Source organism: Acinetobacter sp. ANC 5378, assembly GCF_013004315.1.
GTDB lineage: Bacteria > Pseudomonadota > Gammaproteobacteria > Pseudomonadales > Moraxellaceae > Acinetobacter.
This window is the reverse complement of sequence record NZ_JABERK010000028.1, coordinates 12,708-35,562: the sequence shown is the minus strand read 5'-3', so window position 1 is coordinate 35,562 and position 22,855 is coordinate 12,708. Positions and strand designations below refer to the sequence as shown.

Annotated in this window: 23 protein-coding genes; 17 read left to right on the top strand and 6 right to left on the bottom strand. The window is 41.4% G+C overall.

What is annotated here, in order from left to right:
• Positions 1–58: 58 nt before the first annotated feature.
• Positions 59–622 (top strand): 1-acyl-sn-glycerol-3-phosphate acyltransferase, encoded by a 564-nt coding sequence (locus HLH16_RS07250; RefSeq protein WP_131286403.1) that lies wholly within the window; start codon positions 59–61, stop codon positions 620–622.
• A 113-nt stretch (positions 623–735) separates the two neighbouring features.
• On the top strand, positions 736–1,485 hold the full coding sequence (locus tag HLH16_RS07245) for a YebC/PmpR family DNA-binding transcriptional regulator (protein WP_131286405.1): 750 nt from the start codon (positions 736–738) through the stop codon (positions 1,483–1,485).
• A gap of 40 nt (positions 1,486–1,525) precedes the next feature.
• Here the strand turns inward: HLH16_RS07245 and HLH16_RS07240 are convergent, their stop codons facing one another.
• Together HLH16_RS07240 and HLH16_RS07235 are read right to left on the bottom strand one after the other, a co-directional pair.
• A complete protein-coding gene (locus HLH16_RS07240) occupies positions 1,526–1,696 on the bottom strand; it encodes a hypothetical protein (protein WP_171528835.1) in 171 nt (56 codons plus the stop codon).
• A gap of 156 nt (positions 1,697–1,852) precedes the next feature.
• Positions 1,853–2,323, bottom strand: coding sequence for an Lrp/AsnC family transcriptional regulator (locus HLH16_RS07235; RefSeq protein ID WP_131286409.1), 471 nt, complete (start codon positions 2,321–2,323; stop codon positions 1,853–1,855).
• Positions 2,324–2,714: 391 nt separating this feature from the next.
• Here HLH16_RS07235 and HLH16_RS15635 point away from each other — a divergent pair, with 391 nt between their 5' ends.
• Complete coding sequence (locus HLH16_RS15635) at positions 2,715–4,433, top strand: beta strand repeat-containing protein (RefSeq protein WP_214646651.1); 1,719 nt, start codon at positions 2,715–2,717, stop codon at positions 4,431–4,433.
• A gap of 56 nt (positions 4,434–4,489) precedes the next feature.
• On the opposite strand, the gene HLH16_RS07225 is transcribed toward HLH16_RS15635, so the two are convergent.
• Positions 4,490–5,254, bottom strand: coding sequence for a glutathione S-transferase family protein (locus HLH16_RS07225; RefSeq protein WP_171528834.1), 765 nt, complete (start codon positions 5,252–5,254; stop codon positions 4,490–4,492).
• 382 nt (positions 5,255–5,636) lie between these two features.
• On the opposite strand from HLH16_RS07225, the gene HLH16_RS07220 reads away from it, so the two are divergent.
• The 7 genes from HLH16_RS07220 (at position 5,637) to ychF (ending at position 13,270) form a co-directional block, all read left to right on the top strand.
• Positions 5,637–6,839, top strand: a complete 1,203-nt coding sequence (locus HLH16_RS07220; protein ID WP_171528833.1) for an SfnB family sulfur acquisition oxidoreductase — start codon at positions 5,637–5,639, stop codon at positions 6,837–6,839.
• An 11-nt stretch (positions 6,840–6,850) separates the two neighbouring features.
• Positions 6,851–8,074, top strand: a complete 1,224-nt coding sequence (locus tag HLH16_RS07215; protein WP_171528832.1) for an SfnB family sulfur acquisition oxidoreductase — start codon at positions 6,851–6,853, stop codon at positions 8,072–8,074.
• A complete protein-coding gene (locus HLH16_RS07210; protein ID WP_171528831.1) occupies positions 8,074–9,498 on the top strand; it encodes an LLM class flavin-dependent oxidoreductase in 1,425 nt (474 codons plus the stop codon). The genes HLH16_RS07215 and HLH16_RS07210 overlap by 1 nt, the downstream gene beginning before the upstream one ends.
• A gap of 15 nt (positions 9,499–9,513) precedes the next feature.
• Entirely contained in the window at positions 9,514–10,344 is an 831-nt protein-coding gene (locus HLH16_RS07205) for a MetQ/NlpA family ABC transporter substrate-binding protein (protein ID WP_171528830.1), read from the top strand.
• An 11-nt stretch (positions 10,345–10,355) separates the two neighbouring features.
• Positions 10,356–11,426 (top strand): methionine ABC transporter ATP-binding protein, encoded by a 1,071-nt coding sequence (locus tag HLH16_RS07200; protein WP_171528829.1) that lies wholly within the window; start codon positions 10,356–10,358, stop codon positions 11,424–11,426.
• The gene (locus HLH16_RS07195; protein ID WP_131267831.1) at positions 11,407–12,066 is read left to right on the top strand and encodes a methionine ABC transporter permease; all 660 of its coding nucleotides are present in this window, start codon (positions 11,407–11,409) and stop codon (positions 12,064–12,066) included. The genes HLH16_RS07200 and HLH16_RS07195 overlap by 20 nt, the downstream gene beginning before the upstream one ends.
• 112 nt (positions 12,067–12,178) lie before the next feature.
• Positions 12,179–13,270 carry a redox-regulated ATPase YchF gene (ychF, locus tag HLH16_RS07190; RefSeq protein WP_171528828.1) on the top strand — a complete coding sequence of 364 codons (1,092 nt, stop codon included), beginning with the start codon at positions 12,179–12,181 and terminating at the stop codon, positions 13,268–13,270.
• 63 nt (positions 13,271–13,333) lie between these two features.
• Here the strand turns inward: ychF and HLH16_RS07185 are convergent, their stop codons facing one another.
• Positions 13,334–13,873: an Mpo1 family 2-hydroxy fatty acid dioxygenase gene (locus HLH16_RS07185; protein WP_171528827.1), complete on the bottom strand. Its 540-nt coding sequence runs from the start codon at positions 13,871–13,873 to the stop codon at positions 13,334–13,336.
• 136 nt (positions 13,874–14,009) lie between these two features.
• On the opposite strand from HLH16_RS07185, the gene HLH16_RS07180 reads away from it, so the two are divergent.
• Entirely contained in the window at positions 14,010–14,672 is a 663-nt protein-coding gene (locus HLH16_RS07180) for a Crp/Fnr family transcriptional regulator (protein ID WP_250850247.1), read from the top strand.
• A 117-nt stretch (positions 14,673–14,789) separates the two neighbouring features.
• On the opposite strand, the gene HLH16_RS15850 is transcribed toward HLH16_RS07180, so the two are convergent.
• Positions 14,790–14,915 (bottom strand): hypothetical protein, encoded by a 126-nt coding sequence (locus tag HLH16_RS15850; RefSeq protein WP_284729911.1) that lies wholly within the window; start codon positions 14,913–14,915, stop codon positions 14,790–14,792.
• Positions 14,916–15,193: 278 nt separating this feature from the next.
• Entirely contained in the window at positions 15,194–15,676 is a 483-nt protein-coding gene (locus HLH16_RS07175) for a hypothetical protein (protein ID WP_171528825.1), read from the bottom strand.
• 101 nt (positions 15,677–15,777) lie between these two features.
• Here HLH16_RS07175 and HLH16_RS07170 point away from each other — a divergent pair, with 101 nt between their 5' ends.
• The 6 genes from HLH16_RS07170 (at position 15,778) to dapC (ending at position 22,821) form a co-directional block, all read left to right on the top strand.
• Positions 15,778–16,533, top strand: coding sequence for an AzlC family ABC transporter permease (locus HLH16_RS07170; RefSeq protein WP_171528824.1), 756 nt, complete (start codon positions 15,778–15,780; stop codon positions 16,531–16,533).
• Positions 16,523–16,870, top strand: coding sequence for an L-valine transporter subunit YgaH (gene ygaH, locus HLH16_RS07165; RefSeq protein WP_131286441.1), 348 nt, complete (start codon positions 16,523–16,525; stop codon positions 16,868–16,870). The genes HLH16_RS07170 and ygaH overlap by 11 nt, the downstream gene beginning before the upstream one ends.
• Positions 16,871–16,956: 86 nt before the next feature.
• Positions 16,957–17,601 carry a hypothetical protein gene (locus tag HLH16_RS07160; protein ID WP_171528823.1) on the top strand — a complete coding sequence of 215 codons (645 nt, stop codon included), beginning with the start codon at positions 16,957–16,959 and terminating at the stop codon, positions 17,599–17,601.
• Positions 17,602–17,715: 114 nt separating this feature from the next.
• Complete coding sequence (purT, locus tag HLH16_RS07155) at positions 17,716–18,930, top strand: formate-dependent phosphoribosylglycinamide formyltransferase (protein ID WP_171528822.1); 1,215 nt, start codon at positions 17,716–17,718, stop codon at positions 18,928–18,930.
• Positions 18,931–18,960: 30 nt separating this feature from the next.
• Positions 18,961–21,627: a [protein-PII] uridylyltransferase gene (gene glnD / locus HLH16_RS07150; RefSeq protein ID WP_171528821.1), complete on the top strand. Its 2,667-nt coding sequence runs from the start codon at positions 18,961–18,963 to the stop codon at positions 21,625–21,627.
• 24 nt (positions 21,628–21,651) lie between these two features.
• Entirely contained in the window at positions 21,652–22,821 is a 1,170-nt protein-coding gene (gene dapC / locus HLH16_RS07145; protein ID WP_171528820.1) for a succinyldiaminopimelate transaminase, read from the top strand.
• Positions 22,822–22,855 lie beyond the last annotated feature (34 nt).

Below are 22,855 nucleotides of genomic sequence, written 5' to 3'. Positions count from 1 at the left end.
GACTATAAATACGAACAAGCAGAAATTAGCTCACTTTCGAATTGCCTAATTTCCTTCTATGTTAAAAAAATTTCTTGGTGAATCTGCATTTAAACTTGCCGGATGGACTTATCATGTTGAACCAGATGTACTTGAGAATAAACAAGTCATTGTTGGCTTTGAACATACTTCGATGATGGATGCAGTTCTTTCTCTTGCCCTGTTTCAAATTTTTGATATGAAAATTCATACCCTGATTAAAAAAGAACTTTTTAAGGGTCCGATGAAACCGTTATTAGAAGCCATTGGCGGGATTGCAGTCGATCGTAAATCCAATAAAGATATCGTGTCATTGATGGTTGAGCATTTTCAGCAAAATGAAAAATTCAATCTGGTGATTGCACCTGAAGCCACCCGTGCAAAAACAGGTGAAATAAGAAGACCGATTCGTACCGGCTTTTGGCATATTGCCAAAGCAGCGGGTGTTCCTATCGTTTTAATGTATGCCAATTCCAATACCAAACAAGGCGGCATTTTAGGGAAAATATACCCGACTGAAATCAACCATGACTTAGCTTTGCTTAAACAACTCTATAAAGATAAGGTTGGTTTGGACATTGTTATTCCAGAACCTAAAAACTAAGTGATATTTGTATAAAAACTCAAAAGCCAGCCCTTTCTAAAAAAAAAGGGCTTATGGTAGAATTTAACACATTCGATTCGGCATAAAGCCAATCTACAAGGAGCATATTTCGCATGGCGGGTCATTCCAAGTGGGCCAATATCAAGCATCGCAAAGCAAAACAAGATGCTAGCCGTGGTAAAGTTTTTACCAAATACATTCGTGAATTAACAACTGCTGCAAAACTCGGCGGTCCAGATGTGGGAAGTAACCCTCGTCTACGTGCTGTAGTCGAAAAAGCATTATCTGTAAATATGACACGTGATGTGATCAACCGTGCTATTCAACGTGGTGCTGGTGGCGAAGATAACGACGACTTAAAAGAAGTTACTTACGAAGGTTATGGTGTTGGTGGCGTAGCTGTTCTAGTCGAAACAATGACAGACAATTTAAACCGTACCGTACCTGACGTTCGTCATTGCTTCTCTAAAACCAATGGTAACTTGGGTACAGCCGGTTCAGTGGCTTACCTCTTTACCAAACGTGGTGAAATTACTTTTGAAGATGTTTCTTTAGAAGATAAGATCATGGACGTGGCTTTAGAAGCAGGTGCTGAAGATATTGAAGTGGGTGAAGATGAAATCTTAGTCATTACCACACCTGAATCATTTGGCGATGTACAGGATGCTTTATCTGCTGCAGGTTTGAAATCTGACAACGCTGAAGTTGTGATGAGCCCATCTACTAAAGCTGAAATCACAGATATCGATCAAGCAAAACTGATCTTGAAAATGATTGATATGTTTGAAGATCTTGATGATGTTCAAAACGTATATACTAACGTAGAGTTTTCAGATGAAGTATTAGAGCAACTTGAAGCCTAATATTTTCTCGAATCTAAAACGCACCGCATGGTGCGTTTTTTTATAGCTGTCCACCAATCGAAGTATGTAAAATCAACATTATTGGTAAAACTAAAATCATAAAACCAATCAAAATAAGCAATGCAGCCAATGCCCTTTTCAACCAAGCTTGAGATTTTTGCTCTTCCGTAAAAGCAGAACGAAGGCTAAACAGAAAAATGACATACTGCATCAGATATCAAAAGTAATTAAAATTTATCTCAGTCCATTTCCATGCTGTTTTCAGCGCAATCAAATCGATAATTAGCCACAAAAATATACTGCCTAAGAAAACCACTAGAACTTTTATGGACAAAGAGCTTTGATGATGTCTGAGCATTTAACTTAATTAAACTTTATTAAGTAATCCACTACAGTTAAACACATTATATTCTTTAATCACAAAGCTCGAATGCAGAGCCACGACATGTTCAATTTTCCCGATGCGCTTGAGCAGGATTTCACTATAATTTTCCATATCTCGCGCAACAACTTCGACAATAAAATCCGCCGATTGCCCCGTGACTAAAAATGCATTAATCACTTCAGGAATACTTTCTAATTCCTCAAGAAATTTGGCAAAAGTATCGCTGTCATGTTTGCTTAATGAGACTTGTAGCAATACATGCAAACTAAAGCCAAGTTTTTTATAATTCAATTCACGTTTGAGACCGCTAATAATATTTTGATCAATCAAATGTTTAATTCGTCTATGTACTGAACTGACAGATAAATTAACGCGCTCTGAAAGCTCATTTAAATTCACATCTTCCTGATTCAAAATTTCCAGGATTTGTTTATCGAAACGATCCAGTTCCATTTTTATACTCTTTCTCAATAATCAATAGATACGCAAAATATTGCGCTATCTCCGTTATACAATAATTAGTTATTTTCACAAAGTCTTAATATTCTGAAAATATTTTCCAAAAGTTTGCTCAATTTATAAATAATTTTTTGATTCATGTTGGGTTAGATGACCACTGGTCATTTAATTAGAAAAAATGACCAGTGGTAATTTTTATTAAATCTTTATTTTTAAATCATTTAAATTCAGGGCTAACTTTAAGATCGGGCTGAGCTGTTCGAGTATCCCCCATACCATGACCGCTCATCTTTTACATGTGTATAGAAATAGATTAGAAGATAAGTGCTCTACCAAAAATAAAAATAGCGCATTTTTAAAAATCATATATACACAAGGAATGGTCATGGCTTTTCAACTTCTAAGCTTGATAAAAACTAAAGTGAGTCCTGTCTTAACCACTGAAACGCAAACTAAAAGCTTATTAAGTGGTTTGCTCGGTGGAAGTACATCAGGTACCCTCACCAATCTTATTACTAATCTGACTGGCTCCATCACTCAACCTTCAGTTAGCTCATTATTAAATAACCTCCTCTCTGGAAGCACTCTGAGTACAACAAACCTCAGCACTTTATTGAGTCAGTTTTCTGGTTCGAATGCCTCAAGTTTAAATATTCAAAGCCTGATCAGCAGTTTGACTCAATCGAATGGAGGTAGTTTTAGTATTGCTCAAATTACCAACTTATTGGAGGGGCTGCTCAGTAGCAATAATAGTAAGCTTGATATTGGGGCTATTTCTAAACTGATAATCGGCTTGATCGGCGGCAATACCGGCAATATAGACATTGCTAAAATCACCCAACTGGTGAGTGGCTTAATTGGTGGTTCAAGCAACATCGACATTGGCGCGATTGCGACTCTGGTCGGCAACCTAATTGGTGGTAATGGCAATATCGACATTGCTAAAATCGCACAACTGGTTGGTGGTTTAATTGGTGGATCAAGCAACATCGACATCGGCGCGATTGCGGGTCTAGTTGGCAACCTGATTGGTGGAAATGGCGATATCGACATCGCACAAATCGCTCAGCTGGTCGGTGGCTTAATTGGTGGATCAAGCAACATCGGCGCGATTGCGGGTCTAGTTGGCAACCTGATCGGGGGCAATGGTAATATTGATATCGCTCAGATCACACAACTGGTGGGCGGTTTAATTGGCGGTTCAAGCAATATCGATATCAGTGCAATTGCAGGTCTGGTCACTAATCTGATCGGTGGCAATGGCGATATTGATATCGCTCAGATTGCGCAACTGGTCGGTGGTTTAATCGGCGGTTCAAGCAACATCGACATTAGCGCAATTGTAGGTCTGGTCAGCAAGCTGATTGGTGGTAATGCTGATTTTGGTGATATTGCATCTAACCTTACAGAAAACTTAATGCCGATATTGGCATCCATTAATCCAGAGGGTTCATCTGTAGATATGGCGCAATTGTCACAAGCTTTACCGACTCTAGTCGGTAGTGTGACGACCTTAGTGGCAACCTTAACCCAAGCGAATCAAGGCAATATTCCTGAAACCATTTCAGGCGCCATTAAAGGCATTAATCCTTTACTGAAATTATTGGCGGATAGTGGTGCAATTGATGCAAGCCAAGCAGAAACAGTGGATGCAATTTACGATGTATTGAATGGGGTGAAAGTCATTATCGACACCATCAATGACCCTGACCTCAGCAATATTTCAACTAGCCTGAATAATGTCATTGAAGCCCTGAAACCGGTGATTGCCCTGATTGATAGCAATGGTGAATTAGATGGCCTCCTTGCCAATGCCGACCTCCCTGATTTAAGTGGCCTACTGGGCGGCGACTTTAATCTGGATACGATTACAGATACGCTTGGACAGCTCGTTGGCAGTACCCCAACAACCGCCACTAACCTGTCTGATTTATTCCAAGGCAATAGCAATTTAGGTGACATCGATTTAGGCAACATTATCCCAGGGATCACCGACTCATTACTACAACCTCTGACTAGCAGCACGTTACCAGGTTACGACGCAACAACGTTACCAACCTCAACACCAAGCTTAGAACTCGAGCAGCCGATTGTATTTGGTTAAGTCTTTTAGTGAGAAAAAAATACGCGCTCTATAGCGCGTATTTTTATGAGTTCCTTTTAAACACCGCGCCAATCTACGCGGGCATTGCGTTCAGTTTGATAAATTCGCAGTACATATTGCCCGATCGGCAATTCAGTTAAATTCTCTTTATATTTTTTAAATTCATCAGACAATATTTCAGCATGCTCTTTTTCCCACGGCGTACCGGGGATTTCCAAAAGTGGAGCAAGCATTGAACAGACAGCAATATCAGCCAACCCTAAACGTTCACCGACAAAATAACGTCCATGATTTTCAATGAGACGCCCATTCAGCACCTCAATTAAATCATCCATTCGCTGTTTAGACTCAGCCACTTTATCTGAATTCAGCTGATAGCCTTTAGACAGCAAGGCTCTGATAATTGGTTTGGAATATTTTTCAAACTGGCGTAAATAACCTTTTTCACCAATCAGAATATCCAAAGATTCTTCACTTTCTGTCAAAGTATGCGCCAAACCCCAGCGACGTACATGTCTGCCCAATTCTGTCGCTTGATGATTAATCTCTAAAGCTAGCTCACGTTGCTGTAAATCAGAACGCAGTAAAGCGTGCTCAGGATAGACTTTATCCAAATACAAGGCAATTTCAGTCGAATCCGCAATCCAGCGGTCTTGGTCACGTAAAATCGGTAAACGGTTTTGTCCGGTTTTTAATTGTGCAAATGCACGATGCACACCGGGGATCAGATTATGAGCCACATAATCTAATTCTTTATGATCGAGCAACCAGCGCGCTTTCTCACAAAAATGAGACAAAGGAAACTGGTATAAAGTTCGCATAAAATCTCCGCAGTTATTTTTTTAGTTCTGGCTATAAAGATAACCATCAACCTTAATCGGATACTTTAGTCACCCTGCCCTAGAAATACAATGGACTTTTTATTCAAAAATCTGGGTACAGAGTCCACTGCCAGATTATTTATTTTTATACATTTTTTTGTCTTGATTATCTTTAAAGCAGATAAACCCATAGATTAAAGTTCAAATATAAACACAGATAAAATTAAATTATGTGGATTTTTAAACACTTAACATATTAAAATTTATAAAAAATCTAGCAGTTTTTATCTTAAAGATGATTTTTCATAAGCTTTGCAAAAGCAATTGCTTAATTTTGAATCCAATTACTTGTAGCGTTTTGATATCTATTTAAGGTGTCGTTATGTCTCATTTAATTTCTGACAATGTTCATGTGGTTAAAAATGACCAGGATGCGATTAATGCAGCGTACCAAGTTGCAGATTTTGCTTTGGAAGGTCGTAATGAACGTGATCAAAAACGTCAATTACCGTTTGCTGAAATTGATTTATTCAGTCAAAAAGGCTTAGGCGGAATTCGCATCCCGCAAAATTTTGGTGGTGCCTTTGTGTCCAATAAAACCTTGGCGCATGTATTTCGCATTCTCAATAAAGCGGACTCCAGTGTGGGACAAATTCCGCAAAACCAGATTGCCCTGCTCAACATGATTAACATCATGGGTACAGAACAGCAAAAGACCTTTATTTTTAATGAAATTTTACAAGGCAAACGCTTAGCCAATGGCGGCCCGGAACGTCATACCAAAGACACCAAAACATTAAATACACGTTTAACCATTGAAGATGGTCATTACTTTGTAGACGGTGAAAAGTTTTATTCTACCGGCAGCAGTTTTGCACACTGGCTCGCGATTAAAGCCATTCACCCTGAAGGTCATGTTGTTTTGGTGGTGATCAATCATCAAGCGACTGGTGTTGAAGTCATTGATAACTGGAATGGTTTTGGTCAGCGCACCACATCAAGCGGCACCGTTAAACTCAATCATGTTGAAGTTGACCCATTTTTAATTTTTGATGAACGCCTACTCGGGAATGCGCCAAGCTATCGGGGTGCCTACTCACAGCTGATGCAAGTTGCAATTGATGTCGGTATTGCAGAAGCGGCATTTGCCGACACGCTAAGTGCTGTACAGAAAGCACGTCCAATTGTTGATGCCAATGTAGAAAAAGCCAGCTTTGAACATTACACCCTGCAAGAAGTCGGTAAATCGAATGTGTTACTGGATGCTGCCATCTTGTTACTGGATGAAGCGGCAGAGTATTTAGATGAACTCGATCAACTTGATGCAGTAACAGATGAACAGGCTGCCAAAGCCTCTATTTTAGTTGCTGAAGCAAAAATCTATGCTAATGATGCTGCACTGCACATTTCGGAAAAGTTACTGGAACTTGGCGGTAGTCGTTCCAGTCTCAGTCAGCACAATCTGGATCAACACTGGCGCAATGCCCGTGTGCATACCCTGCATGACCCAGTGCGCTGGAAATTGCATGCGCTTGGGGATTATTACCTGAATCATAAACTCCCTGCCTGCCACGCCTGGATTTAAGGATACCGCTCATGACTTCATATCAAGAACTTAGCCAGTCTCAAGCACAACAATTGGCACATGCACATATTATTCAGTCGGATGCTGAAGCACTGGAAATTGCACGCGCTTTAGCAGAACACTTTAAAATCAATGCTGTGCAACGTGATGCTGAACGTCTTCTGCCCTTTGAAGAAATTGAGGCGTACAGCCAATCCGGCTTATGGGCAATTACTGTGCCTAATCAATATGGTGGCGCAGAGGTTTCAAGCTATACCGTGGCGCAAGTTATCGCCTTAATGAGTGGTGTCGATGGTTCAATTGGACAAATTCCACAAAATCATTTTTATGGTTTAGAAATTTTACGCAATACCGGCTCAGAGCAACAAAAGCAGAAACTGTATGCCGAAGTTTTAAAAGGTGCCCGTTTTGGTAATGCTTTAGCGGAATTTAAAACAAAGAATGCAGCACAAAAGCAAACCGCCATTAGCTCTACTGAACACGGTTTCTTGGTGAATGGTGAAAAGTTTTATTGCACCGGCAGTTTATTTGCTCATCGTATCCCAACTTTGGTGAAAGATGAACATGGCCGTGAATTTTTAGCTTTTATTCCTCGTGAAAGTGCAGGCTTAGAATTAGTCGATGACTGGTCTGGTTTTGGACAACGTACCACCGGCAGCGGCACCGTTAAATTTAATAATGTTTTTGTAGAAGCGGAAGATGTTATTTCATTTGATACTGCCTATTCACAGCCGACCATTTCCGGCCCGTTTGCTCAATTGATGCATGCTTCTATTGAAACCGGTATTGCACGTGCCGCCTTTGAAGAAACCCTGATTCGTGTGCGTCAAGCGCGTCCATGGATTGATTCAGGTGTCGACAAAGCCACTGATGATCCACTGACGCTGTTTGAATTGGGTCGCATTGTTGCCGATGTGCGTGCTTCTGAAGTTTTACTCAAACAAGCTGCGCGTTCTATTGATGCAGCCAAGCCACAACCTACTGTTGAAAATATTGCTAAAGCTTCAATCAATGTCGCAAAGGTGCGTGCACACAGTACTGAAACTGCATTGAAAGCATCGTCAAAATTGATTGAACTGGCAGGCAGTCGCGGCAGCCAGCGTGAAGATGGTCTGGACCGTTTCTGGCGCAATGCCCGCGTACATACCCTACATGATGCCTCTCGCTGGAAATACTATTTCATTGCCAATCATGTGTTAAACGGTGTATTGCCACCACGTCGAGGGACATTGTAATGACAACGACCTTAACGCCAAATACAGCAAAGAAAATCCTGCTGAATGCCTTTGACATGAACTGCGTCGGTCATATCAACCACGGTTTATGGACCCATCCGCGTGATCAGTCACATCGTTTTAATGAACTCAGTTACTGGACAGATTTGGCTCAAACTTTAGAGCAAGGTTTGTTTGATGGTTTATTTATTGCCGACATTACCGGGGTTTATGATGTCTATCAAAATGATATTGACCTGACTTTAAAAGAATCAATTCAACTGCCAAGCCATGATCCGACCACCTTGGTTTCAGCGATGGCAGCGGTGACGAAAAATCTAGGTTTTGGCGTCACCGTGAATTTAAGCTATGAATCGCCTTACCAGTTTGCCCGCCGTTTTGCCAGTCTGGATCATCTAACTCATGGTCGTATCGGCTGGAATATGGTCACTGGTTACTTAGATAGTGCTCAACGCCTGATTGGTGAAAAAGGCCTGAAAGACCACGACCTGCGCTATGAGCAAGCCGAAGAATTTTTACAGCTTTGCTATAAGTTCTGGGAAAGTTCCTGGGAAGATGATGCGGTTTTAAAAGACAAGCAGAATCGTATTTTTACCGATCCTTCTAAAGTGCATCCAATACAGCATCAAGGTCAGTTTTACCAAAGTCAGGGTGTGTTTCAGGTTTCACCATCGATTCAACGTACCCCGGTTTTATTTCAGGCCGGTGCCTCCCCGCGTGGTCTAGCTTTTGCGACTCAGCACGCAGAAGGCATGTTTATTGGTGGTGATCAGCCTGCAAAAATCAAAAAGCAAGTCGATCAGATCCGTCAGCAAGCCACCGATCAAGGACGTAATCCTGAAGCAATTAAAATTTTTGTCGGCATTACCGTGGTGACTGCGGAAACCGATGAACTGGCACAGCAGAAGCTGGATGAATATATTGCTTATGCCAGTCCTGAAGCAGGTCTTGCTCACTTCTCCAGTTCAGTCGGTATTGATCTGTCTAAATTTGCCGATGACGAAGCGATTCCCTATCAGAAAACCAACAGCATTGTTTCGGTGAACAATAAGTTTAAAGAACAGAAAATCACTAAAAATGACTTAAAAGCACAGCATGTTCTGGGTGGGCGTTATCCCCTGATTGTCGGCAGTGGCGCAACCGTGGCAGAAAAGCTGATTCAGCTGATGGATGAAACAGGGATTGATGGTTTTAACCTGACCCGCACCGTTGCCCCCGAATCGCACCATGATTTTATTCAATGGGTCATTCCTGAATTACAACAACGAGGTCATTATAAAACTGCCTATGAACACGGCAGTTTAAGACACAAACTTTTTCAGCAGGGAGATCAGCTTTCAGCTTCTCATCCTGTTCAGCAATTTCGATGTCAAAGCTCCGCCTCAACTTCGAACTCTAACTTAAATCAAAAACAATCCGCATAAATTTTGAGGTGCAACATGGCACAAACAGCGAAAACCAAATTCACCATTATTGGGGTGATTATTGCCGCAGTTATTATTGGACTGGTGGTCTGGAATCAACAGAAAAAAACCGCTTCTGATGAACTAGTGATTGGCATTAGTCCATCCTTTGCCAAACCATTACAGGTGGCAGCTACCGAGGCCAAGCAACAAGGTCTAAACGTCAAACTGGTGGAATTTTCCGACTGGAATACACCCAATATCACATTAAACCATGGCGATATTGATGCCAATTTCTTCCAGCATCAACCGTTTCTGGATAATGCGAAAAAAGAAACTGACTTCAAGATCAAGGCATTTGCCAAAGGTGCAGCAACGCATGTGGGTTTGTATTCCAAGAAAATCAAAAGCTTTGATGAGTTAAAAGATGGCGCTAAAGTCGTGGTTCCAAACGATCCAGTGAATCAGGGCCGTGCTCTACTGCTTTTACAACAGGCAAAACTGATCACCCTCAAAAATCCAGAAAACTACTTATCCAGTCTGAAAGATATTGCAACCAACCCTAAAAAATTACAGTTTGTCGAAGTGGAAGGCCCACAAACCGCACGTGCTATTGATGATGTCGATCTGGCTTTTGGCTATCCGCATTACTTACGTTTGGCGAAAACGGCTGATCCGGAACAAGCCCTATTATTTGACTCTAACACCGACACCCGTTATGCCATCCTGTTTGCCGTGCGTGATGAATACCAAGATAAAAATGACAAGCTGAAAAAGTTTGTCGAGATTTATCAGAACTCTGCAAAAGTGAAACAGGCTTTGGACGCAGATTTCGGTGCCAAACTCTGGTTCCCGGGCTGGAAATAAGGAAAATCACCATGGTGAGTTTTGGTTCACAAATCGATTTTTCAGTGCCGCATATTCAAATTCGGCACTTGAATAAATTTTATGATGTACAAGACAAACAGGTACATGCCTTAAAGAATATTAATCTGGATATTCCACAAGGCAAGATTCTGGGCATTATTGGTAAAAGTGGTGCAGGTAAATCCTCACTGCTGCGTACCCTCAATGGATTGGAACATGCCAATGAAGGCAGCATTCATATTCATCAGCAGGAAATAGCCACCTTAAATCATCAGGATTTAATTCAGTTGCGCCAGAAAATTGGCATGATTTTCCAGCATTTTAATTTAATGTCAGCAAAAACGGTTTGGGAAAATGTCGCGCTACCATTAAAGATTTCAAACTTTAATAAGACTGATATTCAACAACGCGTCAATGAAGTTCTGGAATTGGTGGGGCTCAGCGATAAAGCGCAACATTATCCCTCACAGCTTTCGGGCGGGCAGAAACAGCGTGTCGGGATTGCTCGTGCTTTGGTCAGCCACCCTGAAATTTTACTCTGCGATGAAGCGACTTCCGCACTGGATCCTGAAAGTACCTCGGTGGTGCTTTCCCTGCTCAAACAAATCAATCAGAAACTGGGGATTACCATCGTGCTAATCACCCATGAAATGCAGGTGATTCGTGAAATTTGCGATCAAGTGGTGGTGATTGAGAAAGGCGAAATCGTGGAATCCGGACAGGTCTGGTCTGTGTTTTCCAATCCAGAACAGCCGATTACCCAAGAGCTACTCAATCTGGAACAACTGGATTTGCCCTTTGCGGTTTATCCTGAAAAGGATAATACGGTTTCACATACTATTTTAAAACTGAAATATGCCAATGAAGCCAGGCACTCCCCTGACATTGCACAAATTTTAAATCGCTTTAGGCATTCAGTACATCTCTATCAAAGTCATATCGATACCATTCAAAATCATTTGGTCGGCACGTTAATTGTTGGCGTAGCTGATCTAGATATTGATCTCCAGAAACTCCAACCACAATTAAAAAACCAGATTGCGCACGTAGAGGTATTGGGCTATGCACGACCAACTCATTGATCTGTTGATTACCGGCACCATCGATACTTTATTGATGGTCGGTGTTTCGGCATTTTTTGCCTTGCTGATCGGTCTGCCGATGGCCGTGATTTTGGTCAATACTTCGGAACACGGTATTTATCCTTCGAAAAGTATTAACCAATCTTTAGGCTGGATTGTAAATATTACCCGATCAATCCCCTTCCTGATTTTAATGGTCGCACTCATTCCATTGACCCGTCTCATCGTTGGCACCAGTTATGGGGTATGGGCAGCCGTAGTTCCTCTTACCCTTGCCGCAACACCTTTCTTTGCGCGTATTGCCGAAGTCAGTTTGCGTGAAGTCGATCAAGGTTTAATTGAAGCCGCTCAAGCCATGGGCTGTAACCGCAAGCAAATTGTCTGGCATGTGCTTCTTCCAGAAGCGCTACCCGGTATTGTAGCCGGATTTACCGTGACCTTAGTCACCATGATCAACTCTTCCGCCATTGCCGGTGCTATTGGCGCGGGTGGTTTAGGGGATATTGCCTACCGTTATGGCTATCAGCGTTTTGACATGCAAATTATGCTGGCTGTTATTGTGGTGCTGATTGTTTTAGTCATGCTGATTCAAGCAACGGGCGATACGCTGGCCAACCAACTCGATAAACGTAAAATTTAAAGGATATACATTTCAGTTGTTTTCAATAAACATGAAAGCCATGACCTGACTTTGTGATGGCTTTCATGTAAAATCAGCCACAATTTTTAAAGTATACTTTGTGAGTCATTTCATGGGTTTTAATTGCGGTATTGTCGGCTTGCCGAACGTTGGTAAATCTACACTTTTCAATGCATTGACTAAAGCTGCGATTGCTGCTGAAAACTTCCCGTTCTGTACCATTGAGCCAAACACCGGTATCGTTCCTGTACCTGACCTACGCATGGACAAACTTGCGGAAATCGTTAAACCACAACGTGTTGTTCCAACTGCAATGGAATTTGTGGATATTGCCGGTTTAGTTGCAGGTGCATCTAAAGGTGAAGGCTTGGGCAACCAGTTCCTTGCCAACATCCGTGAAACCGATGCAATTGCACACGTGGTTCGTTGTTTTGAAGATGAAAACGTGATTCACGTAAATGGTAAAATTGACCCGCTTGATGACATTGCAACCATCAATACAGAACTTGCACTGGCTGACCTTGAAGCAGTGGCTAAAGCCATCACCCGTTTAGCAAAATCTGCAAAAAGTGGTGACAAAGAAGCGATTGCCGTTAAAGCAATTTTAGAAAAAATCCAACCATTACTGGATGAAGGTAAACCAGCTCGCGCAGCTGACCTGGATGATGAAGAACGTAAATTGGTGCGTGGTTTTGGTTTAATGACTTTAAAACCAACCATGTACATTGCTAACGTTGCTGAAGATGGTTTTGAAAACAATCCACATTTGGATGCAGTTAAAAAATTAGCGGCTGAAGAAAATGCGATTGTGGTTCCACTTTGCAACCAGATTGAAGCAGAAATTTCTTTGCTTGAAGATGAAGACCGTGCTGAATTCCTTGAAGCAATGGGCATGGAAGAACCAGGTCTTAACGTGGTAATCCGTGCAGGCTATTCGCTTCTAGGTTTACAAACATACTTCACCGCAGGCGTACAAGAAGTTCGTGCATGGACAGTTAAAGTGGGCGCAACTGCACCTCAAGCTGCTGGTGTAATTCACACTGACTTTGAAAAAGGCTTTATCCGTGCTGAATGTATCGCGTATGACGATTTCGTCCAATACAACGGCGAAGCTGGCGCGAAAGAAGCAGGTAAATGGCGTCTAGAAGGTAAAACTTACATCGTTCAAGATGGTGATGTTTTACACTTCCGTTTTAATGTTTAATCGTTAAAACGAAAAAAGCCCCGACGCATTCGGGGCTTTTTTTATGGCTATGCAATCATTCAATTAATGTGAGGTCGCAGAAATATGTTTGTTATCCATTTCAGCGCGTAACACACGGGCATGTTCGAGCATACGTTGCTCCAGGTCTTTACGAAAACCGAGCATGAACACCATTTCCGCCAAAACAAATAATGGACCGATGGCTAAGCCAATAATATCATCCATAAATGCCGGTTTTTTCTTTTCATAAAAATGCCCCACAAACTGAAATACCCAACCAACCACGAAGATGCCAATACTTAAGCTTAACCAAGCGGTAAGTTGCAGATGGGCAATTTTCAAGGCCAATGGATAAGCCGCGACCAGAACGATCAACATAATCAAAGCAAAAATTCGATCAAGGCTAAAATAGTAAATACTGGTGACTACAATAATCACTAAGGCTAAGGTCAACTCCATTCCTGACAGCATCAAACCTGCTCTTGCGGTTAAACAAAGAATAGCAAAGACAATTAAAGGAATACCGACAAAATGCGTCAAAATGTTTTTGTGGTCTAAATGATAGGCGGCATACTGGCTGAGCAGCTGTTCTAATTTGGTCATGTTATTCTTCCTTGTTACACTCATTCTTCCACTATATAAAAAAACTCAAGGCGAAGTTGTCGGCTATATGACAACTCACATTAAAAAAGGAATTGAAGTGCTCGAGCCCATTTATATTGCTCATTTAGAAAATAACATGTGGTTTTCACAATTGCCTTCACTGTTCAAGGAATTCATTGTGAGCCATGCGGTACAACAGCATTTTACTAAGGAACAAGCCATTTTTCATTCAGGTGACCCATTCAATGGGATCTATGCGGTTTTAGAGGGTGCTGTTCGCTTAGGCTATATTGATATTGCAGGCAAAGAATCCGTAGCGGCGATTGTGGAACCGATTATGTGGTTTGGTGAAATTTCACTGGTCGATGCCCAACCTCGCTCGCACGATGCCATCGCCATTCAAAAAAGTCTGATCTTGCATATTCCAAGTCCAGCCATGCAAAAACTGCTCGCAGCACATCCTGTTTTTTGGTATCACATTGCACAATTGACCAGCCAAAAGTTACGTTTTGCTTTTTTAGAACTGATTTCGATTCAGACTCAAAGCATGACCCAGCGTTTAGCACAACGCTTAATGTTCATCTTAAATGGCTATGGCAATCATTTGATGATTGAAACAAATACCATTCATTTATCGCAAGAACAATTGGCGCAAATGCTGACCTGTTCCAGACAAACCATAAACCAGGAACTGCAAACCTTAGAGAAGCAGAATATTTTGCGGCTTTCTTTCAAGAAAATTGAAATTTTAGATCTGGCAGAATTGCATCGAATCGCACATGCATTTCCCAGCCTTTGAATTAAAAATAAGAGAGATTTGATCGAGCTATTCAGATCATAGCATTGCAGTATTTATCTTATTCAGGTCTGATGAGGTCTATATGAATATTGCACTCATTATTGTTATATCGACCTATTACGAACGTAATTGGCAAACATTTACCTCATCAAAACCATTGCTACATGGTGCAACTTCATTTTCGCTTTCTGATGAAGATTGGGTTGACTGCAATTGTTCTGCTTCAATTGTCACATTACTCATAGCACTCAAAACGATAGCCATACTTATTGATAAAAACACTTTATGAAACACCTTCTTTACCCCTAATCAGTCAATAAATGGAAGTTATTTAGATTTTTATCGAAAAAAATAATAACATTAATGCCATTAATTATACATATATTATCAATAAATGATAATTCAATATATTTACCAAGTTATCATTTTATTCTCTCACTCATTCTTTTTAACTATAAATAAAAATAAACTTCCAAAAATTAGGATAAAAAAAACGAGGCCTTTGCCTCGCTTTATCTGCATTAAACCCCTTTCTTTTTCGGGTCAGTATTTCCAAGCGCAGGATGATCAATTGCATCCTTGCACTGTGCTTTATCTCGTTCGTAATCTGCCTGCTTTTGTGCAACCGAACTCGATTGATCGATGCTTTCACGCGCCCATATTTCTAAACTGGTCAATGCTTTACGGCAGAGTGCATATTTACCTTCAGTCACCGAATCGGTCATTTTGACATTAATGCGCCAATCGGTGCTTAACTTGCGGGCAGGTTTACGGACCTGTTCTTCAAGCACATCCAGTCGTTTTGCATACACTAAACCATCGACTTGATTCATGAATTTCCAGGCTTCATTGGCATACGTGGTCGCATCATTGCTGAGCTTTGGTGCAGCCTTAATTTCAACTTTGTGCTCGTGTTCTTCAGATGAGTTACCACAAGCCTGCAATGCAAACATACTGCACAGTACAGAAATCATCCCTATTGCACGTGATTTGGACGCAAACATATCAGCTGCCTATACAAACATTTCGGCACTATGCTAGTGAATTCGGGTAGAATACTCAATCACCATTTTACCCTCATTGTCTAACTCTCCTTAGGTGTGTCGTGTCTGAGCACAAACTCCCTCCAGTACAAGCTGCTGGCTTTTGGCAAGGCGCTAAAGACAGTCAAGCCATTATTTTTACTTATCTTCCTGTTTCCTTTGCTTTCGGTGTTTCTGCGACACAATTTGGCTTTACCCCTTGGGAAGCCCTGTTTTTATCCTGCTCCATGTACGCAGGCGCCAGTCAATTTTTAGTGGTCGCTTTACTCGGTAGTGGTACATCCATCTGGATGACAGCGCTCACCGTGATTGCTTTAGACATTCGTCATCTACTCTATGGTCCCGCGCTGCAAAATCTGATTCAAGATAAATTAAACTTAAAAAAGACCGCAGTTTGGGCTTGGGGTCTGACTGATGAAGTATTTGCTTCAGGAATGATTAAACTGTCGCAATGTCGTCAGGAATGGTCTGAATCCTGGATGTTAGGTGTCAGCCTATTTAGCTGGATGTCATGGGCTCTAGGTTCATTTTTGGGTGGCTCATTTGCAGATCAGGTCAGTAATTTACCGCAATTTTTACAAGCTGCACTGGATTTCCTGCTTCCGGCCTTGTTCTTAAGCTTCCTGCTGGCGGCATTTGAAAAGAAACACACTTTTATCGTCGCTGTTTGTTTAATTGTTTCCGCTATCGCCTGTTATTTCATTAATTTATCGGCTGCGATTTTTATTGGAATTTTATCCGGTATTTTGGCAGGCTTATTTAAGCACTATGTTTTAAAACAACACGATGATGAATTTGGAGAAACGCATGAATCTTGAAATCATTTTGGTGGGGATCATTGTCGGGATTGCCAATTTTGCATCGCGTTTTGGTCCTTTTTATGTGATTCAAAAGCATCAGCAGAACTCGCAAAAGCGTGGCTCGGTCTGGATCAAAATCGCTTTAGGCAGTATCGGTATTGCCGCGATTAGTTCCATGCTGGTGGTTGCAACCCTTCCACCGCTGATGGAAACACCGAATAAAAGCTTTGCCATGCTGGTGGGCTTTTTAACCTTAGCCGGACTGTATTTTAAGTTTAAGCAAATTGTCCCGGCGACTTTAACCGCAGCGGTGACGTATGGTTTGATTTATACCTATCTGCCCTTTCATTTTTAAAAAATTATCTTAATGCAAACAAATACTTATGTTAGATTAAAAACATAAGCTTGTTCAATAAATACAAAAAATAAGGAAATTTCAGAGTGTTTCAACCCAAACAGGTTATAGAAGGGAAAATCTTTATTCATCAACGGCGAGATGAATTGCTGCATGTAGCAAGTAAGCGTTATCTGCCTGGCTGTTATTTTGAATGTTTTATAGGTGCTAAAAATTTTACAGGGCATTTTGTTGAAGTACACTGCCAACCTGCCGATGAAGTCCGTGTCATTTATATGCAGAAAAATAGCAAAAATAAAATCATTGCCTTATTCAATCAAACTCAGCAAGTGATCCATTTACATCCAATGAATCTAATATTTAGTACATGGAGTTTGCAACATCGCCTGTTGCCCAATATTTTAAAATTATTGAGTCTTTTATTCATTCTGATTTTTGGCCTGTTTGCTCTTGCAGCCTTTTCAGTCGATCAGTTTCATTTGAACAAGGTTATATCGGATACATTTATATTTACATTGATAGGATTCGTACTGTTTACCATTGGCTTTGTACTCCCAATTGGCTTGCCTTATATGCATATACGACTTTATCGAACATTGAAGCTTTTAAAGATGTTAGATTTAACTATGGATCAAATACTTCGAATGGAAAAAATGAATCCTCAGAACGGTATTTATCATTTGCTAACTCAATCTGAAGAGTTTGCAAATGTTGCCCCATCGACAGATTAAACGTCTAAACACTTTATAAATAAAATTGTTAGACAATATCATTATTTTATGTGAAACCAGTCTTAACACCTCAATCAGTTCTGCTATGCTAAAAGCCCATAAAATCAAGCATGGATGATTTACATGAGCGTGACTATTGGTACTCCCCTTCAAGCTTCTGCCTTTAAAGTTTTGTTATTAGGTTCAGGAGAGCTGGGTAAAGAAGTGGTGATTTCTCTGCAACGTCTCGGTGTGGAAGTCCATGCAGCAGACCGTTATGATCACGCACCTGCCATGCAAGTTGCCCATTATTCTTATACTTTAAATATGGCAGATGCCGAAGAACTCAAACAACTTATACAACACGTTAAACCTGATTTAATTATTCCTGAAATTGAAGCCATTGCGACGCAAGTTTTAGTCGAAATTGAACAACAAAATATTGCCACCGTGATTCCATCAGCAAAAGCAGTCAACCTGACCATGAACCGTGAAGGTATTCGTCGTCTTGCAGCTGAAGAGTTGGGTTTACCGACATCTGCTTATCGTTTTGCCGACTCGATTGAGTCTTTCCGTGCGGCTTGCGATGATATTGGCTATCCTAACTTCGTCAAACCGGTAATGTCTTCTTCAGGTAAAGGTCAATCTCGCGTTAAAAGTTTTGATGAAGTTGATGCCGCTTGGGAATATGCGCAAACCGGTGGACGTGTCAATCAAGGCAAAGTCATTGTCGAATCACAAATTGATTTCGACTTTGAAATTACCTTACTTACGGTTCGCGCTAAAAATGCTGAAACAGGTGAAATCGAAACCCAATATTGCGACCCGATCGGCCATCGTCAAGACTCGGGTGATTATGTCGAAAGCTGGCAGCCTCAAGCCATGACTCATACTGCTTTAGAAGAATCGAAACGTATTGCGCATAAAGTTACCGCTGCTTTAGGCGGCTGCGGTATTTTCGGGGTCGAACTGTTTGTCAAAGGCGATAAAGTATGGTTTAGTGAAGTATCACCACGTCCGCATGATACGGGGCTTGTGACACTTGCATCGCAATTCCAGAGCGAATTTGAACTGCATGCACGTGCCATTTTAGGACTGCCGGTCAATACAACACGCCATAGTGTTGCAGCAAGTGCGGTTATTTATGCAGGTGTTGATGATACCAATTTATCTTTTTCTGGCTTAAATCTTGCTTTGTCTAATCCAAACACCGATTTACGCCTTTTTGGTAAACCTGAAGGTTTTAAACGTCGTCGCATGGGGGTTGCAACGGCACGTGCCGAAACAACAGATCAAGCACGTGAACTTGCACTAGAGACGGCGTCTCAAGTCAGTGTTCAACAAAACTAAACTTGTCACCATATTAACGGACTACTGTTCATGATCAATACTTCTCCACTGCTGAATTACGTTAAAAGTAACCATGACATTCAGGCGATCAATCAATGGCGCACAGATGTTGAAAAGCAGCTTCAGGAAGGTTTTGAAAATGGACAGTCGATTCGTGAAGTCATTTCAGCCCGATCCAATTTAATTGATGAAGCATTACAATTTCTCTGGAAACATGCAGAACTCGAGCAGACTGATTTAGGTCTATTTGCTGTGGGCGGTTATGGGCGTCGGGAAATGTTACCCTATTCAGATGTCGACATCATGATTTTATCGGAAGATGAAATCAGCCCCGATCAGGAAAAATTGATTTCCACCTTTATCTCATCACTTTGGGACGTAGGTAATTTCAAACCCGGTATTAGTGTGCGTACCATTTCCGATTGTGTTGAACAGGCCACGAGCGATTTAACCGTAGCGACAGCACTGATTGAATCCCGTCTGATTATTGGCAATCAGCATTTAGCCAAATGGCCGCGTCGTATTGTCTCGCAAACCTGGACAGATAAAACTTTTTTTGATGCCAAAATGGATGAGCAGGCACGACGCCATGCCCAACATAACAATACCGAAAGTAATCTGGAACCGGATATTAAAAATGCACCGGGTGGTATTCGTGACATTAATCAAATTGGCTGGATTGCGAAACGTCATTTCCGGGTCAATCGTATTTATGACTTGGTGCATTTAGGTTTTATTTCCGATTTTGAACTGGGTGTTTTAGAAGAAGCAGAAAGTTTCTTGTGGGAAATTCGCCATCATTTACACCGCTTAACCAAGCGTGATGAAAACCGCTTATTGTTCGATTATCAACGTGATATTGCAGCCCTGTTTGGCTACACCCGTCAAGAACATCAATCGCCAAACTATCCAATCGAACAATTCATGAAGCGTTATTATCGTAGCGCGCAGCAAGTCTCCACACTGAATGAAATGCTGCTAGCTTACTTTAATGAATCGGTCATTACGCCACGTTTGCCCGACTACGAACGCAAAATTGAAGAAATTAACGAAAACTTCAAACTGGTAGATGGCAAACTTGCGGTACAGCATCATAAAATTTTCTCGGAACGCCCAAGCGCAATTCTAGAAATCTTCTATTTATTGGCAAATCGCCCGGAAATTGAAGGGATTCGCGCACGTACCTTACGTCTTCTGATCCTTGCTGCAAAACGCATTGATCAAAACTATCGGGATAATCCCGAACATCAAGCCTTGTTTATGGCTATTATTCGTTCACCGCATCGTCTTTATGACACTTTGGTGGCGATGAAACGCTATAGTGTTTTAGGCAATTATATTCCTGCATTTGGTCAGATTATGGGACTGATGCAATATGACCTGTTCCATATTTATACTGTAGATGCACATACCCTATTATTGCTGCGTAATTTAAATCGCTTTAAAGAACCTGAATTTGCCAAAGACTTCCCTGTGGTGAGTTCAGTCTTCCAACGTCTGGCACGTCGTGATATTGTCTATTTGGCTGCTTTATTCCATGACATTGCCAAAGGTCGTGGCGGTGATCACAGTGAACTGGGTGCAGAAGATGCAATCAAGTTCTGTCGCAAACATGGCTTTACCGAGCGTGAATGTAATCTGGTCGCATGGCTGATTCAAAGTCATTTACTGATGTCCATGACGGCGCAGAAGAAAGATATTTCAGACCCGGATGTGGTGCAGGATTTCGCTGAAAAACTCGGTGATATGGAGCATCTGGATTATCTGTATACCTTGACCGTGGCGGACATTAACGCAACCAATCCGAAACTTTGGAATACATGGCGTGCTTCGCTAATGCGTCAGCTTTATACTCATGCACGTGATGTGATTCGTACCGGTCTTGGGCGTCCTGTTGATTATCAAATGCTGATTGAAGATACTAAATTTGCGGCCAGTGAACTGTTGGTGAATGATTTCTCCCTGTACGATGTAGAAACCATTTGGCAGGAACTGGGTGATGAATATTTCATTAAAGAATCGGCAGATGAAATTGCCTGGCATACCCGTGCCATCTTGCAACATGGCAACAACACTGAACCTTTAGTATTAATGCGTGCCCATCGTCAATACGCCCAAGATGCAGTGCAGATCTTTATTTACACGCAAGATCAGCCCAATTTATTTGCCACGACAGTGGCTGTATTTGACCGTATGAACCTAGACGTTCAGGATGCACGAATTATTACGGCGTCCACTGCATTCAGTTTAGATACTTATGTGGTTCTCGACCGTTTTGGGACTTTACTGACCGACCCGGAACGTGAAAAAACTGTGATTGAGGCATTGGTGGAAGCGCTCAGCCACTCAGATAAATATCCAGGTTTAATGCAACGTCGTATTCCACGCCAGTTACGCCATTTCGATATTGAAAATACTGTCGATATCACCCTCAATGCCGCGTTACAGCAAAACATGGTGGAAATAGCAACACTTGACCATCCGGGTTTACTGGCTAAAGTAGGCGGTTTATTTATGATGCAAGGTTTAGATATTCACTCTGCTAGAATTGCAACGCTTGGTGAGCGCGCAGAAGATATTTTCTTTGTCACTAAAAAAGATGGCATTCCGATGTCCGATTCAGAAGCTGAAACTTTTGCTGCGCAATTAAAATCAGCACTGGATGAAGCCTCGAATCAAGTCTCTGGCCAACATTAACTTAAATTAAGCGGTACCGATTTCATGAACTCAAGTTTGTCATTATTGCACCCCTATCCTTTTGAAAAGTTAAATAAACTTTTTCAGGATATTCAACCTGCAGATTTACCACTCATTCCATTATCGATTGGTGAACCGAAGCATCCTGCGCCAGAGTTTGTAAAACAAGCAATTATTGACAACTTTAAGCATTTATCGACTTACCCAAACAGCAAAGGTTTACCAGAACTCCGCCAAAGTATCGCCAACTGGCTGACACGTCGCTTCAAGCTGAACAGCATTAGTGCTGAAACTAATGTTCTTCCTGTATCTGGAACTCGTGAAGCGATCTTCTCTTTTGTCCAAGCTTTAGTGAACCGTGAAGATGCACCTTATGTGGTGATGCCAAATCCGTTCTATCAAATTTACGAAGGTGCGACTTTACTGGCGGGTGCAAAACCGTACTTCATTAACTGTACAGAAGAAAACAATTACCTCGGTGATTTTGATGCGGTTCCTGCCGAAGTCTGGGAAAAAACAGCATTGCTCTTTGTCTGTACACCGGGCAATCCAACAGGTGCGGTATTATCTAAAGAACAATTCAAGAAATTGATTGAACTTTCTGACAAATACGACTTTGTCATTGCATCGGATGAATGTTATTCAGAACTTTGGTTTGATGAAGCACCCGTGGGCTTACTTGAAGTTTGTGCTGAAATTGGACGTGACGACTACAAAAACTGTGTCGTGTTCCACTCACTTTCTAAACGCTCAAACTTACCAGGAATGCGTTCAGGTTTTGTCGCTGGTGATGCGGCATTACTCAAACCTTATTTGCAATACCGTACCTATCACGGTGCAGCGATGCCAGTTCAACATCAACTAGCATCTATTGCTGCTTGGGACGATGAAGAACATGTTGAAGAAAACCGTAAACTTTATCGTGCCAAATTTGAACTGTTCCAAAAAGAGCTCGGTCACTTATTGCCACTGAAAAAACCGGATGCAGGTTTTTATTACTGGTTAAAAGTAGACAATGATGAAACTTTTGCCAAAATGCTGATGGAAAAAGCGCATATTAAAGTGCTTCCTGGACGTTACCTTTCTCGTGATACCGAACAAGGCAATCCGGGTGAAAACCATGTACGTCTAGCTTTGGTTGCAGATATTGCGCAGTGTGAACAAGCCATTCAACGTTTAAAAGCGATTTTATAAACACGCTACTCATTTAAAAAATCTAAACAGCATT

Bases quoted from the DNA above. Each gene is read 5' to 3' on its own strand.
- HLH16_RS15635 (WP_214646651.1), top strand. From the start codon at position 2,715: ATGGCTTTTCAACTTCTAAGCTTGATAAAAACTAAAGTGAGTCCTGTC.
- HLH16_RS07205 (WP_171528830.1), top strand. From the start codon at position 9,514: ATGGCACAAACAGCGAAAACCAAATTCACCATTATTGGGGTGATTATT.
- ygaH (WP_131286441.1), top strand. From the start codon at position 16,523: ATGAATCTTGAAATCATTTTGGTGGGGATCATTGTCGGGATTGCCAAT.
- HLH16_RS07225 (WP_171528834.1), bottom strand. From the start codon at position 5,254: ATGCGAACTTTATACCAGTTTCCTTTGTCTCATTTTTGTGAGAAAGCG.
- dapC (WP_171528820.1), top strand. From the start codon at position 21,652: ATGAACTCAAGTTTGTCATTATTGCACCCCTATCCTTTTGAAAAGTTA.
- HLH16_RS07195 (WP_131267831.1), top strand. From the start codon at position 11,407: ATGCACGACCAACTCATTGATCTGTTGATTACCGGCACCATCGATACT.
- HLH16_RS07220 (WP_171528833.1), top strand. From the start codon at position 5,637: ATGTCTCATTTAATTTCTGACAATGTTCATGTGGTTAAAAATGACCAG.
- purT (WP_171528822.1), top strand. From the start codon at position 17,716: ATGATTTACATGAGCGTGACTATTGGTACTCCCCTTCAAGCTTCTGCC.
- HLH16_RS07250 (WP_131286403.1), top strand. From the start codon at position 59: ATGTTAAAAAAATTTCTTGGTGAATCTGCATTTAAACTTGCCGGATGG.
- HLH16_RS07210 (WP_171528831.1), top strand. From the start codon at position 8,074: ATGACAACGACCTTAACGCCAAATACAGCAAAGAAAATCCTGCTGAAT.
- HLH16_RS07245 (WP_131286405.1), top strand. From the start codon at position 736: ATGGCGGGTCATTCCAAGTGGGCCAATATCAAGCATCGCAAAGCAAAA.
- HLH16_RS07180 (WP_250850247.1), top strand. From the start codon at position 14,010: ATGTGGTTTTCACAATTGCCTTCACTGTTCAAGGAATTCATTGTGAGC.
- HLH16_RS07235 (WP_131286409.1), bottom strand. From the start codon at position 2,323: ATGGAACTGGATCGTTTCGATAAACAAATCCTGGAAATTTTGAATCAG.
- HLH16_RS15850 (WP_284729911.1), bottom strand. From the start codon at position 14,915: ATGAGTAATGTGACAATTGAAGCAGAACAATTGCAGTCAACCCAATCT.
- glnD (WP_171528821.1), top strand. From the start codon at position 18,961: ATGATCAATACTTCTCCACTGCTGAATTACGTTAAAAGTAACCATGAC.
- HLH16_RS07240 (WP_171528835.1), bottom strand. From the start codon at position 1,696: ATGCAGTATGTCATTTTTCTGTTTAGCCTTCGTTCTGCTTTTACGGAA.
- HLH16_RS07175 (WP_171528825.1), bottom strand. From the start codon at position 15,676: ATGTTTGCGTCCAAATCACGTGCAATAGGGATGATTTCTGTACTGTGC.
- HLH16_RS07215 (WP_171528832.1), top strand. From the start codon at position 6,851: ATGACTTCATATCAAGAACTTAGCCAGTCTCAAGCACAACAATTGGCA.
- HLH16_RS07185 (WP_171528827.1), bottom strand. From the start codon at position 13,873: ATGACCAAATTAGAACAGCTGCTCAGCCAGTATGCCGCCTATCATTTA.
- HLH16_RS07200 (WP_171528829.1), top strand. From the start codon at position 10,356: ATGGTGAGTTTTGGTTCACAAATCGATTTTTCAGTGCCGCATATTCAA.
- ychF (WP_171528828.1), top strand. From the start codon at position 12,179: ATGGGTTTTAATTGCGGTATTGTCGGCTTGCCGAACGTTGGTAAATCT.